The sequence below is a fragment of the Caballeronia sp. INML3B genome, assembly GCF_023631305.1.
GTDB classification, from domain to species: domain Bacteria; phylum Pseudomonadota; class Gammaproteobacteria; order Burkholderiales; family Burkholderiaceae; genus Caballeronia; species Caballeronia turbans.
In genome coordinates, this window is sequence record NZ_JALQDI010000108.1 from 1 (window position 1) to 265 (window position 265).

General features: G+C 70.6%; 1 protein-coding gene. It reads left to right on the forward strand.

All coding sequences use genetic code 11. The annotated features are described in order from the left end of the window. Positions 1–14: 14 nt before the first annotated feature. Positions 15–265, forward strand: a 251-nt coding sequence (locus NCS58_RS34080) for an alpha/beta hydrolase (RefSeq protein WP_250539048.1), incomplete at its 3' end; no start/stop codon positions are given.

Here is a 265-nt window from a genome sequence, read left to right on the forward strand (position 1 = left end):
AGGCATGCATGAACATGAACGACGAACCATTCCGGCGGCCGGTGCTCGTGACCGTGCCCGGACTGCACGGCAGCGAAGGCGCGCACTGGCAGAGCTGGCTGGAGCGGCAATACGCGGAGGCATCGCGCGTCGAGCAGGCCGACTGGGACGCGCCGCATCTCGACGAGTGGGCGAGCGCCGTCGAAGCGCGGCTCGACGCCTTGCAGCGGCCCGCCGTGCTCGCCGCGCACAGCTTCGGCTGTCTCGCGGTCGCGCATGCGTTCAG